This window comes from Polycladospora coralii, assembly GCF_014773435.2.
GTDB classification, from domain to species: domain Bacteria; phylum Bacillota; class Bacilli; order Thermoactinomycetales; family Thermoactinomycetaceae; genus Polycladospora; species Polycladospora coralii.
This window is the reverse complement of sequence record NZ_JACXAG020000004.1, coordinates 15,730-28,381: the sequence shown is the minus strand read 5'-3', so window position 1 is coordinate 28,381 and position 12,652 is coordinate 15,730. Positions and strand designations below refer to the sequence as shown.

Sequence of the window (12,652 nt, the reverse complement as noted above, 5' to 3'; positions counted from 1 at the left end):
TGCTCTCCAAGGATTTTCGTCCATAAGACCGCTTCACCAAAACCTAATGGGGCTCCCAAAACTCCCTATCGATCAAACCTGTTTTTTCAAATTTTGGCCACGCTAATTGCAGACGAGGCAGTACATCACCTCATTTTTGATAATAAACACTATTAAAATTGATTATATGAAATATTTGTTCTAAAAAATCTAATCATTGTGCTATACTGTCTACAATGAGTCTTGAACTGGATCAGTAATTTCATTGTAGTTATAGTCAGTATTTTTTGCTAGTTTTTTAAATTCAAATTATTTGCTGTTCTAATCTTAAATCTTTAAACTCATTTTACAGAAAGGAGAAATCGAGATGACAGCCCATGAGGTAATTCATTCACCCCATCTTTCACCCAAACAGGTACGTCAGGTAGGAAACCATCTCCAACGACGTCGTAAACAGATGGGTTTATCAATCGAAAACTTAGCACAGACAGGAGAAATTTCAGCTGCTACGCTATCCAATATCGACAATGGTAAGTCATGTGTGACAGTTGAGAAGATCGAACTTTATTGTCATTTACTTGACACGACCTTAGTTGAAGCTTTAAAAGAAATTGAGGACAAGGAAAAATATTTTCCGCGTATGATGCAAAAATTGCGTCATATTGAGCGATTGATTCATCTTCAAAGCCCAGAACATGCTTATGAACAACTCTCAACTTTATCGTTTGAATCCCATCAACCATTAGCAGTGGCGAGACTATATGTTCAGGCCAAATGTGACTTTTTTCTTGGTAATCAAGGTAATGCACAAAAAGGCTTTCAAGTTTGCTTGCAACAAATTGAACGTCATCCAGAGCTATTTAATACAAACCTCATCCCGCTCTGCTACCTCCATCTAGGGAGACACGCCTATTTTAAGGAAAAAAATTTAACAAAAGCTGTAGACTACGTCGAACGAGGCTTAGCAAAGTACATTCCATCTGGAGAGCGACAAGGAATTCATTATATCTTAGAGATTAGTCATGTCATCTACTTAGAAAAGCTCGGCTTAGACAACAGAGCCATTCAAATTGTTCAGCAACTACAGGAAGAAATCGGTAATATTCATCATGTAGAAACCAAACTACAAGTATTTGCCCTCCATATCTTGTTACTTTACAAAAAGAAAGCTTACGAAGAGGGAAGAATTTTAGCCCTAGAAGCGATGGAAATAGCACGTGCAAGTAATTGCCCTGAACAACTCTTAGAAATCTATACGCTTCTAGGCGCAATCTGTAAAGAATTAAAGGATTTTGTCTATGCCGAAGACTATTATCAATTTGCACTAGATCTTGAAGCTCAAATTAAATCTCGTCACTTACTCGCGACATCCTATATGAGGCTTGGCGAATTATATACGGAAATTGGGAGGTGGGATTTATCTCAATCGATGTTGATAAAAGCTGAACATATTAGCAGAGAGACTGATGAGCCCTTCAGACACATGGAAGCACTCATCTTATTAGGAGATTACTATCTTCGTCAACAGAAGTGGAGTGAAGCCATTCCCTACTATGAGCGAGTTTGGGAATATGAAGAAAAGTTGTACCCCGAGCAACAGCTACCCAAGATTCGGATTAAGCTGGCCTTCTGCTATCGATCTATCGGAGAGCTGGCAAAATACTATGCTATTATTGACAAAATCTTTGAAAATGGATTAGAATTAGAATTAAATGAATTTAAAGGAGGCACTATGATGTTCAACTTTCACGGTGATCCCCCAAGCGATTGATTATATACATAACAAAGCACCGAAGCAGCCATACATTTTAGCTTCATCGGTGCTTTTGATCGCTTACCACTTTACAATCCATCTACTCCAAACAGATGCTATGTGCAGACTGTAATCCACCCGGCAAATACCCACTTATTCCTCAAATTTTAAATTTGTAATACTATGAATATCTATACCATAGTGCGCATAAATCTTTGTCGTGTTTTCTCCTGTCAAATTTTCCTCAGTAAATCCGAGTTTCGATGCAGTTTTAATCACCAGCTCACGGCTATCCGCTTCAATTTCTAAGTATGGTGGGATTTGGGGCCAGTGATCAATTTCTAAGCGGGCATTTTCCAGTACAAAGCTGGTACGATAATTCTCCTGATAGCCTTTAGGCGTATGATTCATTTTCAACAGGATTTGATGTGTGTCCTCAAAGCTGGGAACCATGATTTCGTTTTCCTCTGTTCCATCAATTCCATCGTGTCTAATCTCTTTAACCGTGAGTGTCACTTCTGTTCCTGTATCCCGAAGTCGCAACCATTTCCGAGTTTGGTTATTTGATTCCAAATCGTAAACATACCGCCTCATCTTTGCCGCTTTTAACTTTTCGCCTCCACACGCAAGAATTTTTTTCTCCATCTCTTGTGGGTTTATTTCAATAACTTTAGCTTCATATTCAATGGGCATAGATTCTCTCCTTTGCGTTTGGCAAGGCGTTTTACTACGAAATTTTATGAAAATAGATGTGCACTTTTCGGTTGCTGAACTGTGCACTTTTATTTTTGCAATATACAGCAACAAGTGTTTCAAATCCTTATAGGTACGATCAAGACCAATGATCCTCCAACAGTATGAGGAAGCCCAACAAGCGTTTCAAATCCTTATAGGTACGATCAAAACTACGCCAATTCATGCAAGAGCAGATTAATCAAATTGGGTTTCAAATCATTATAGGTACGATCTAAACCGAACTTAACGAAAAAGATTGAGCGTTACCGTGAAGTGTTTCAAATCCTTATAGGTACGATCTAAACTTACAAAAGGATTCAAGATCACAAGGGATTATGTCCAGTTTCAAATCCTTATAGGTACGATCTAAACCCCAAAAGGTGCTGAAAAGCGCCTCTTTTTCAGTATAGAGCAAAGTAAATGAATCGTCTATCTTATTCCGAGGTATTTTTCCAGAAGGCAGGTAGACAGGGAGGTTCGATCTCCGGGGTTTACTACGCTATTGGAGATCGACGACAGCTCAATTTCTTACTTCTGGTAGTCCAAATCCTTGTGAATTTCGTGCACCTAGTCCAACTGCACTGGCAAAGGTTAGTATTTCGGGATCACCTTGCAGCTGGTAGGTACCATTCCATCCTTCAATGATAAAGCCTTTAAAGCGCGTAATCACTTTATCGCGCTTTCCAAGTTGGAGGGGTTTGATATGAATCGTACTTGGCATCTGTTTACCATAGTAAGCAGCGTATTTATTGGATAGGTTTTCATTGATGAGCGGTTCAAAGGCAGGATCACGAGGTGAAAAATATTTGGTCACCTTTCGTCCATCGCTGGCTTTATCGGTCCGATGCACCGTGATAGGGGAAAGCATTTCGATGGTACATGGTGATTCCGTGACAGTCTGTGTCTGGTAGCGCATTTCTTCTATTATAAGTGGATGTCCGTTTAGTTGTACGGACGATTGTAAGAGAAAACTTTGCCCTAGTTCTTGGACAAACTTAGGTAAGCAAGAGCTGATCTGTAGATGAACTTCATTTTTAAAGGTAATCGTTTTGGTATGTAATTGAACAGTAGCTTGCCCAAGTAAACGGCTAAATGTAAATAAGCGAAATTGTCGATTTTCATAGGTATAGCCTTTGTTATGTAGGAACTGTGCATAGGTCCGATCTTGAATTTGATGATAGATGAATCCTTGGATAACTTGTTGATAATTGAGTGGCAATACCAGTGGTGACTCGAGTCGGAAGTGGAGATGTAAGCGCATGGGTGCTCCTTTCAAATCTCGTGATTATGAAACTGATCGTAATCTACATCTATTATTTTGTCAAATGTTATCATTCTGAAAGATTGAAGACTAGCTTCTCTATCTATATACGCAAAAGCTACAACCCCAAGTGATGAGGTTGTAGCTCTCGGTTATACTTCCATGATAATTGGTAATATCATAGGACGTCGACGTGTTTTTTCAAATAAAAATTTGCTTAATGCATCACGAATATTTGTTTTGTATGAAGCCCATTCATTTACTTGATCTTTCATGCATTTTTCCATTGTCAGGCTGACAACTTTATTTGCATCTTCAAGTAATTTCTCTGACTCTCTGACATAGACAAACCCTCGAGATATAATGTCTGGGCCGGAAAGGATGGTTCCGTTAGCTTTACTTAGGGTGACAACAACAACTAAAATTCCATCTTGCGAGAGGAGTTTGCGGTCTCTTAAAACAATATTTCCTACATCTCCAACACCTAAACCGTCAATAAGCACTTTCCCTGTGTAATGCTTAGGTCCGTATCTGGCTCTTCCACCAAAAATTTCCACAGTATCACCATTATCACAGATAAAGATGTTTTCTGGGCGGACACCTACTGATTCGGCAAGTTGGGCGTGAGCACGTAACATACGATACTCACCATGTATCGGCATAAAATATTTAGGTTTCATTAAGTTTAGCATCAGTTTTAAATCTTCTTGTGAACCATGTCCAGAAACGTGGACATGGGCATTGGCACTGTATACAACGTTTGCTCCAATACGAAACAGTTGATCGACCGTCCGACCGATGGCTTTTTCATTTCCTGGAATCGGGGTTGCTGCAATCACAACCGTATCACCTGGCAATATCTCAACCTTGCGGTGTGAAGCATTCGCCATTCGTGTCAGTGCTGACATCGGCTCCCCTTGACTACCGGTAGAAATGATTGCTACTTTATGTGCAGGCAAACGATTAATATCATCTAATTCAATGATCAAATCATCCGGCACTTTTAAGTAACCTAATTCAGAAGCGATATTCACGACATTGATCATGCTACGTCCCACAACAGCTAACTTGCGTCCATACCGTACACTGGCATCTACCACTTGCTGTACACGATGAATATTTGAGGCAAAAGTCGCCACAATCACGCGCTGTTTGGATTGACGGAACACTTCAATGAGTGACTCACCTACAGATTTTTCTGAGCCTGTAAAACCGGGTCTTTCAGCATTCGTTGAATCAGATAAGAGGCATAACACACCTTTTCTACCAATTTCCGCCATCCGATGCATATCAGCAGTTTCTTCGTTCACTGGGGTCATATCAAATTTGAAATCACCCGTATGTACGACAGCGCCTTCTGGTGTATCAATACAAACACCTACTGCATCCGGAATACTATGATTGGTTCGGAAAAAAGTCGCCTTTAATGCGCCTAGCGTAATCTGAGATCGCTTATGAATCACAGTTCGCTTAACGTCATTGAGGATGTGCGCTTCTCTTAGCTTGTGTTCAACAAGTCCCATCGTCAACTGAGTTGCATAAATCGGAACGTTAATTCGTCTTAAGATATAAGGTAACGCACCAATATGATCTTCATGACCATGTGTAATGATAATGCCACGCACTTTACTCTGATGCTCTACTAAATAAGAAACGTCGGGAATGACAATATCAATCCCTAGCATGTCAACTTCTGGAAACATTAAACCCGAATCAATTACGACAATATCGTTTCCATATTGTACGACATACATATTCTTGCCGATTTCATCCAACCCACCGAGAGCAAAAATTTGTAATTTGTCTCGTTGGTCTTTTAACAAGTACTTTACCTCCATTATTTCATTGTTTCACCCTAAACCGCACAAATCTCTTGAACACATTATATACCAATCTCATTTTGCATTGCAACCAAATATTACATTCGCATCCTAAATGCCATCATAACCTTAATATGATACAAAGCGACATCATGTATACAAAAATGCCGATCTCTGATCAGATCGGCATTTTCTTTACACTAAGGTTCCTAACCACTCAGTTGCACTTTTCTTTTCTGATTCTGACATTTCCACTAATGGTGGGCGAACATAGGGTTCACAAAAACCCTGCTCTGACATGGCATATTTCAGTGGAACAGGGCTTGATGTCATAAATAAACCGGTAAAAACAGGGAATAGTTTTTGGTTAATGGTCTTCGCTTTATTTACGTCTCCTGTTATAAAAGCATCAATCATCTCTTTAATTTCACTTCCAACCAAATGACTGGCTACACTGACGACTCCTACACCACCTAGTGATAAGATCGGTAAGGTTACAGCATCATCACCTGAGTAAACCACTACAGAAGATGGAAGTTCTTTAATGAGTTGGGTGATTTGCTCAATATCACCACTCGCTTCTTTGATCGCAACGACGTTTTCAATCTGTGCAATTTGAACCATCGTAGTAGCCGTCATATTTACAGCTGTTCGCCCGGGCACATTATAAATCATAATCGGTAGCGTGGTATGCGTTGCAATACTTTTAAAGTGTTGATAAAGTGCAGCTTGAGATGGCTTATTGTAATAGGGCGTTACGAGCATGATACCATCTACACTTGTTTCAGCTGCTAACTTGGTTACTTCAATCGTCTGTGCGGTATCATTACTTCCTGTGCCGGCAATCACTTGCACACGATCTTGTGCTTGTTTGACGACGAATTGAAATAACTTTAGCTTTTCTTCTAGAGAAAGCGTTGGTGATTCAGCTGTTGTCCCTGATACAACAATGGTATCTGTTCCAGTTTGGATAAGATGCTCGATCGTTCGTTCTAAGCTGTTCCAATCAATATCTAGTGACTTTGTAAATGGTGTATATAATGCGGTAGCTAAACGTCCAAACTGCATGTCTAATCCTCCTAATTCTATATATGATAGCTTAATTGATGCAAATCAAACTTTTGATGTAAAGCACGTACAGCTTTAATCATGTCTTCACCTTTCACGAGTACCCAAATCGTAGTATGTGAGTCTGCTGATTGTAAAAGCTGTATATCTTCTTCTGTTAGCGCTTCTGTGATTTTAGCCATGACACCTGGCACACCAGCAATGCCCGCACCTACTGTGGACACTTTAGCACAATTAGGCAAAAGCTCTGGTTCAAGATTTAAATCTAGTAAAATTTGTTTGGCCTGTTCTCCCGCATGGTCATTCACAGTATATGCAATCTCACTCGGATTGACATTAATAAAATCGACACTGATCCCGTGTTCTGCCATCGCTTTAAATACCAGTAGCTGTGAGTCAAAATGTCCTTGTCTTACTGGTATTTTGATTTGTGTCACATTTGGCATCTGTGTAATCCCGATAATGGGTAAATCTTTTACCTCTCCTGCCAACCGATCGGTTTCACCCATATTGGTTACGAGCGTCCCTAGGTCATCCGAAAGCGTAGATCTGACGCGGATTGGAACATTGGTTTGCATGGCAATTTCTACCGCTCGTGGGTGAATCACTTTTGCTCCTTGGAAAGCTAGATTACACATCTCCGTGTAGGTGACGGTAGCAAGTGGAGCCGCATCTTCTACAATACGCGGATCAGCCGTCATAATCCCTTCGACATCCGTAAAGATATCTACGCAATCAGCATTTAAGGCTACACCAAGAGCTGTAGCAGAAGTATCACTCCCACCCCTACCTAAGGTAGTCACTTCTCCATCTGTCGTTTGCCCTTGGAATCCGGTGACAATCACCACACGCCCATGCTCTAGTTCTGTTTGTACGCGTTTCGGATTAATCGTAATGATTTGCGCATTAGCATGCTGGTTATTGGTTATAATTCCCGCTTGTCCACCAGTTAGAACCGTATTTTTTATTTCATGATGGGAGAGAATACTGGACAAAGTCGTTGCTGAAATAATTTCACCGCAACTCATCAGGAGATCTTTTTCTCTGCTCCCTAAACTTTGGCTATACGCTTCTGACAAACCTAGGAGTGTGTCTGTAGCGTACGGTTCACCTTTTCTCCCCATCGCTGATACAACAACTACCACTTGATAATCTTCAGCCAATGCTTTACGAATATGATGGACAACACGCGCTCTAAGCTCTGGTGTTGCTACTGAAGTCCCACCAAATTTTTGTACTCTTATTTTCATATATAATCCCTTCTCTATAAACCTTGTGAAACTAATGTTTCAGCTATTTGAATGGAGTTCGTTGCCGCACCTTTTAATAAGTTGTCTGATACCACCCATAGATGTAATCCGCGTGGATAGTCTAAATCACGACGCAAGCGCCCTACAAACACTTCTGTCCGATCGGTAGCATCAAGCGGCATCGGATACTCTTGCTCTATAATATTATCTTGTACAATGATACCATCAGTTTGCTGCAATAAGCTACGAACCTCTGCTAAATCATAATCACTTTTCAATTCCACATATACCGATTCACTATGACCACGCATTACTGGCACACGCACACAAGTTGCCGCCACTCGGATAGACTCGTCTTCTAAGATTTTCTTCGTTTCTTGAATCATCTTCATTTCTTCAAAAGTGAAGTTATTTTCTTGCCCCATATCGACTTGAGGTATTACATTGAAAGCCATCTGATAATGCTTTTCCGCTTTACCAACAGGTAGGTATTGCGCTTGCACGTCATCACCGCGAACCCAAGCCTCAGATTGTGCTTCCAGTTCTTGCATGGCTTCCATCCCAGCACCAGAAACGGCTTGATAGGTAGAAACAATAATGCGTTCAAGACCGTATTTGTCGACGAGCGGTTTTAAAGCTGCCACCATTTGAATCGTAGAGCAGTTCGGATTCGCAATGATCCCATTATGTCTACGAATGGCATCTGGATTTACTTCAGGTACAACGAGTGGAACATTCGTATCCATACGGTAGGCACTCGTATTATCGATCACAACCGCACCCCGTTTCACTGCTTCTGGTGCTAATTGCTTACTAATATTTCCACCTGCACTAAATAAAGCAATATCCACTCCTGTAAATGATTCTGGTTTTGCTTCTTGAATTTCGACTTGTTTCCCCATAAAAGTAATCTGATTTCCAGCAGAACGTGCTGAAGATAGGGGAATGATTTCGCGCACAGGAAATTCACGTTCCTCCAAGAATTTAAGCATTTGCTGACCGACTGCTCCTGTCGCACCTACCACCGCTACACGATAACCGACATCCATTATATATGATCTCCTTCCATACACTTTTGCTATTTGATCTGTCCCTCTTGAATCTATTTAGATCTATCTGGTCGATACTACTTTACCAAGAGGGACGGTACATTTCTTATTTAATCTCAGAAAGATCTACTCTCATTATGATGTCAAGTCACGGTATTTTTCAACTATTAATGGTTGAATTTGTCGATTTTCTATTGCCATCATACATGTTTCTGGGATAAGCTCCATCCTCGCAACCATTGATTTAGGCTTCTTTTCTGGCGCGTCTTGCCCAAATGGAACAAAATAAATATCTTTAGCCATTAATAAAGTAGCAAGATTGGCACTATTAAATCCTAAAGCATCATTCGTAGAGATGGCTAAGACAACGGGTCGATGTGTCCGCATCTGGGCCTTCGCTGCCATTAAGATAGGGCCATCTGTCAGTGCATTGGCGAGCCGAGCCAGTGAATTACCGGTGAGCGGTGCAATAACATAACAATCGAGCAGTTTGGACGGTCCTAGTGGTTCTGTTTCTGGTATCGTAGTTAGCACTTTTTCCCCTGTAATATCTGAAATCTGCTCAAACCAATCTTCCGCCGTACCAAAGCGACTATCTACAGTCGCAACCGTATGTGAAATGATAGGAATGACACGTGCACCTAAGTTAACTAAACGTTTCATTTGCGGTAGCACTTCATCATGTGTACAATGCGAACCCGTCATACCAAAACCAATGGTGAACCCCTCAAAATTCATTACATATTCCCCTCCTTAGCGAGTTCTTCTGTCATCAGTTGCGTAATAATACGGGCTAATATTTTCCCGGCTGTTTTAGGGGCAACAATTCCTGGTAAGCTGGGAGCAAGTATCGCCTTCATCCCTCTTTTTTCAGTATAAGTATAATCGACTCCACCAGGTTTAGATGCTAAGTCAATAATGACAACATCTTGTGGTACTTGTGCTAAAACGGAAGCATCTAATATTTTTGTTGGGATCGTGTTAAAGATCAAATTGGCATGTTGAAGATGCTCCTTTAAGGCTTCTGTATAAAACGGGGTGAGTCCCATCTCAAATACCCTAGCATAGTCGGCTGAACTGCGTACACCGACTGTTACGTTTGCGCCAATCGCATCTAAAGTACGCGCCAATGAAAGCCCTACCCGTCCTAGACCGAGTACAGCACAAACCGAACCATGGATGGTAAAATCCGTGTTTTGGATCGCCATCATCAGTGCACCTTCAACAGTCGGAATCGAGTTATAAATCGCTACGTCATCTCGCTCCATCAATTCCATTAATGCGACATCGTGTCTGAGACACAATTCTTTTAAGTAAGAACGCGCGATTCCCGCAAAGACAATGCAATGGTTTGGTAGACTCGAGATATGCTCATCTAGTAATAAAAGGGTCTTAGAAGTAAAAACACTATTAATAAGTCCTTTTTCGTCCGTACCTACAATTGGCAAAATCAAAATATCTGCTTTAGCTAGCACTTCTACAGTTAAGTCTTTTTGTGACGCACCACTGAAGGGTGTTTGTAAATTGTCAAACCCAATAAGTGTGACATGCGCGCCGAGCTGAATAAAGCTTTTAATGACTTCTAATTGCCTCGCATCTCCACCGAGGAATACAACTTGCTTTTCATTTAGCATATGATCTAATCTCCCCTCGGATCGTTCGTTTCTAAATCATTTCCCATGCATTCATCTTGATGGTATCTTATGTCAATCCGACTTGAAATGTACCTCAGCCCACATAAAAAACTGCCTCCTTGTATGAAAAAACTTGCCGATTGGCAAGTGGATCAGTCTTCTTATTTTCGTTTGGAGGAATCAATAATGATCGTTTCCGGTCCAATTTTTTTGATCATTTTCCAAGATAATTCGGTTTGATGGTTATTCTTTTTTAACCATCCTTGACTCTGCGGAATCCAAATCGTTTCTATTTTTCCTGTCTTGTCGTGAAAGCTTAAATCCGCTTGGTCCAGCTTCCCCATTTTTTCACCATTGACCAGATCAATACATTCTTTATCTACCAGCTCGCTCCATCTCATTTTCTCACCTTCTCTAATTGATCCCTATCTCCTGTTAACAAGTGGATTGATTCACATCATGTATTTGGTTTCATCAATACTACTGTCATTATATGCTTGATCATCTTTTTCATGAAAAAGAGAAGTGCTTCATTTTTTGAAAGCACTTCTCTTTTGTCATGTCGTCAATCTATATTTTGCTTGTTGAACTTCGTAAATTAGCTTATCTAATTTACGAGAAAGCGGAAGCAAATCTGGATCTGATAGTAAGGCAGAGTGACCATCTACATATTGATGTAGCTCAATGCGAACCTTCTCAAGTTCTTGTTCTAAGTGAAGGGTTTGTACCCGATCTCCCACGAAACCACCTCATCCTTCTGCCCGATTATCTACCCATATTTACTTTCGAGAAATAGGTATGACACTAATTTGGACATTAATTCACTTAGTTCCTTCTAAAACTGGCTGGAATCTTTCCGTTTGCCGAAATGAGTGCGAGCGCACGTGAACTCGAAAATAGTTCCTTCGCAAGTTGATTCATTTCATCAATCGTCACACGGTTGACCAAATCTAAAGTTTCATCTAATGTCTTGTGTTTACCAAGCAATAGTTCATTTCGTCCCATACGGCTCATACGATTATTTGTTCCCTCTAAGCCGAGCATCATACTTCCTTTTAATTGTTCTCGCGCTTTTTTTAACTCAAATGAAGTAAGCCCATCACGAATCACTTTATCGAGTGTTTCATGAATATGGCCGATCACTTCATCCTCTTGACCGTTGGCTGTACCCGCATAAATCGCAAAAACACCGGTTATCCGATGCGCAATATGATAGGAAAATACGGAATAAGCAAGCCCTCTCTCCTCCCGAATTTCTTGAAACAAGCGCGAACTCATATTGCCACCTAGTATGTTATTTAGTAGTGTCATCGTATATATACGATCATCCTGCACGGCTAATCCTGGCATTCCCATGCAGATATGGGATTGTTCTGTTGACTTCGCTTTTGACAAAGAATCCGCTATGAAAATAGGTTTTTGTTTTGTTTTTGCTTTTTGTTTTCCTTGAAAGGAACCGAACCAACGCGCAATTTGCTGTAGATAATCTGCTGGTAAGTTTCCAGCGATCGAAATCACGATATTATCTGGTGTATAATGGTCAGCTTGGTACTGAATCAAGTCTTCACGCGTAAATCCTTTTACATTCTCAGTCGAACCTAAAATGGTATAACCCAAAGAATGATTTTGTAGTGCTACTGTAGAAAGTAGATCATGCACTAAGTCGTCAGGTGTGTCTTCGACCATCTTAATCTCTTCAATGACGACCTTTTTTTCTTTTTCCAATTCTTCTTCCGCAAAAGTAGATTCAAAAAACATCTCAGCTAATGTATCTAAGGCCGTTCCAAAATGTTCATCAATCACTTTAGCATAGTAGCAAGTCATCTCTTTTGCAGTAAAAGCATTTACTTGGCCACCAATTTCATCAAACGTTTCTGCAATTTGACGAGCAGTCTTGGTTTTTGTTCCTTTAAACATCATATGTTCCATAAAATGTGAAATCCCATTATTGCCTTCATCCTCGTTTTCCGATCCTGTTCCAATCCAAATCCCGAGTGCAATAGATCTTACATGTGGAATTTTTTCAGCTATAACGCGTACTCCGTTTGTTAATGTATCTTTTACGATCACCGTGATCCTCCTCTAAAAAGCCGGTCTTGAGAA

General features: G+C 40.5%; 12 protein-coding genes and 1 CRISPR repeat array. Of the genes, 1 reads left to right on the top strand and 11 read right to left on the bottom strand.

What is annotated here, in order from left to right:
• Positions 1–346: 346 nt before the first annotated feature.
• Positions 347–1,750: a helix-turn-helix domain-containing protein gene (locus tag IC619_RS09875; protein ID WP_191139930.1), complete on the top strand. Its 1,404-nt coding sequence runs from the start codon at positions 347–349 to the stop codon at positions 1,748–1,750.
• A 135-nt stretch (positions 1,751–1,885) separates the two neighbouring features.
• Here the strand turns inward: IC619_RS09875 and IC619_RS09870 are convergent, their stop codons facing one another.
• The 11 genes from IC619_RS09870 to IC619_RS09820 all read right to left on the bottom strand — a co-directional run bounded on the left by IC619_RS09870 (position 1,886) and on the right by IC619_RS09820 (position 12,619).
• Positions 1,886–2,425: a class IV adenylate cyclase gene (locus IC619_RS09870; protein ID WP_191139931.1), complete on the bottom strand. Its 540-nt coding sequence runs from the start codon at positions 2,423–2,425 to the stop codon at positions 1,886–1,888.
• Positions 2,426–2,541: 116 nt separating this feature from the next.
• A CRISPR array of direct repeats spans positions 2,542–2,839; the repeat unit is 30 nt; unit sequence GTTTCAAATCCTTATAGGTACGATCTAAAC.
• 148 nt (positions 2,840–2,987) lie between these two features.
• Positions 2,988–3,728: a CRISPR-associated endoribonuclease Cas6 gene (gene cas6 / locus IC619_RS09865; protein WP_191139932.1), complete on the bottom strand. Its 741-nt coding sequence runs from the start codon at positions 3,726–3,728 to the stop codon at positions 2,988–2,990.
• Positions 3,729–3,880: 152 nt separating this feature from the next.
• Positions 3,881–5,566 carry a ribonuclease J gene (locus tag IC619_RS09860; protein ID WP_191139933.1) on the bottom strand — a complete coding sequence of 562 codons (1,686 nt, stop codon included), beginning with the start codon at positions 5,564–5,566 and terminating at the stop codon, positions 3,881–3,883.
• 177 nt (positions 5,567–5,743) lie between these two features.
• A complete protein-coding gene (gene dapA / locus IC619_RS09855; protein WP_191139934.1) occupies positions 5,744–6,616 on the bottom strand; it encodes a 4-hydroxy-tetrahydrodipicolinate synthase in 873 nt (290 codons plus the stop codon).
• A 17-nt stretch (positions 6,617–6,633) separates the two neighbouring features.
• Positions 6,634–7,866 (bottom strand): aspartate kinase, encoded by a 1,233-nt coding sequence (gene dapG, locus IC619_RS09850; RefSeq protein ID WP_191139935.1) that lies wholly within the window; start codon positions 7,864–7,866, stop codon positions 6,634–6,636.
• Between the two features lie 14 nt (positions 7,867–7,880).
• Complete coding sequence (locus tag IC619_RS09845; RefSeq protein WP_191139936.1) at positions 7,881–8,915, bottom strand: aspartate-semialdehyde dehydrogenase; 1,035 nt, start codon at positions 8,913–8,915, stop codon at positions 7,881–7,883.
• A gap of 135 nt (positions 8,916–9,050) precedes the next feature.
• Positions 9,051–9,653, bottom strand: coding sequence for a dipicolinate synthase subunit B (locus IC619_RS09840; protein WP_191139937.1), 603 nt, complete (start codon positions 9,651–9,653; stop codon positions 9,051–9,053).
• Positions 9,653–10,549 (bottom strand): dipicolinate synthase subunit DpsA, encoded by an 897-nt coding sequence (gene dpsA / locus IC619_RS09835; protein WP_191139938.1) that lies wholly within the window; start codon positions 10,547–10,549, stop codon positions 9,653–9,655. Before dpsA ends, IC619_RS09840 begins: the two co-directional genes overlap by 1 nt.
• A gap of 161 nt (positions 10,550–10,710) precedes the next feature.
• A complete protein-coding gene (locus IC619_RS09830) occupies positions 10,711–10,950 on the bottom strand; it encodes a YlmC/YmxH family sporulation protein (RefSeq protein WP_191139939.1) in 240 nt (79 codons plus the stop codon).
• Between the two features lie 156 nt (positions 10,951–11,106).
• Positions 11,107–11,289 carry a Spo0E family sporulation regulatory protein-aspartic acid phosphatase gene (locus IC619_RS16810; RefSeq protein WP_191139940.1) on the bottom strand — a complete coding sequence of 61 codons (183 nt, stop codon included), beginning with the start codon at positions 11,287–11,289 and terminating at the stop codon, positions 11,107–11,109.
• 85 nt (positions 11,290–11,374) lie between these two features.
• Positions 11,375–12,619, bottom strand: coding sequence for an insulinase family protein (locus IC619_RS09820; protein ID WP_191139941.1), 1,245 nt, complete (start codon positions 12,617–12,619; stop codon positions 11,375–11,377).
• Between the last annotated feature and the right edge of the window lie 33 nt (positions 12,620–12,652).